1 protein-coding gene is annotated in these 965 nt (G+C 62.9%); it reads right to left on the bottom strand.

Annotated elements, in window-relative coordinates:
* Window positions 1-954 (bottom strand): serine/threonine-protein kinase (locus ACXJ7R_RS34355; RefSeq protein ID WP_457155675.1); only part of this gene is annotated, 954 nt, incomplete at its 3' end.
* Window positions 955-965: the final 11 nt, after the last annotated feature.

Raw genomic sequence — 965 nt, 5'->3', positions numbered from 1 at the left:
GCCCTGGGTCTTGGTGTCGGGCGAGAGGGTTTCCCCGGTTCGCGGCAAAGCCGGCCGATCGCGGGGTGTGATCGAAGTCGGCGGCGTTGTCTCCTCACTGTCGTCACGGGTCATCCTGGCGATTTCCGCCATGCTGATCGGCCGGTCTTGCGGATCCGGTTGCAGCATGGCTTCGACGATGTCGCGAAAATCATCGTCGATGTCCGAGAGATCAGGCACGGTCCGACGCTTTTCGATGACCTCGAACTGCGACCCGCTCATGTCGATCGGCTTGCCGCGCAAGGCGGCCACCAGCACCAGTCCCAGGCTGTAGATGTCGGACTGCTCGCTGACGTCGCCGCTGTAGAGCCCGAGCTGTTCGGGTGAAACGTAGTTGTACTTTCCCGCGAATTTTCCGCCGATCAAGGTCTCGCCGCCCACGGTCGCCGATCGTGCGATACCGAAATCGATGATCTTTGCGCGGTCGACCCGGCCCCCCGGCAGGATGATGTTGTCAGGAGACAGGTCGCGGTGTATCGCGCCCGCCTGATGCACCGCGCTCAGGCCGGACGCGAGGCGATGGCAGAGCTTGCGCACCTCTGCCGTCGGCATCGCGCCACGTCGCATGATGTCGAACAGCGACTCGCCGTCGACGAATTCCATCGCAAGGTAGGGACGGCCGATCCCGGGATCGATCGTGAAGACGTGATAGCGCACGACCGCATCATGCGACAGGCGATTGAGGATCAATGCCTCCTTGCGGAACAGGGAAAGGATCGTCTGGTCACGGGCGAACTCGGGCAGGACGATCTTGATCGCGACGTGGTCGCCGGTCTGGATGTTATGACCGCGGTAGACCTCCCCCATGCCACCGAAAGCGATCCGCTCATCAAGCTCGTAGATGCCGCTGAGTTGCGTGCCTACGGCGGTGTTCGCCATGCCCCCCGATATTCGCGTCTTGTCGTCGGCGCTCATCGGCCTCAACC

This window comes from Mesorhizobium sp. P5_C1 (assembly GCF_054049815.1).
Note: the sequence above shows the minus strand (reverse complement) of the source record. Positions and strands in the feature narration are given on the sequence as shown.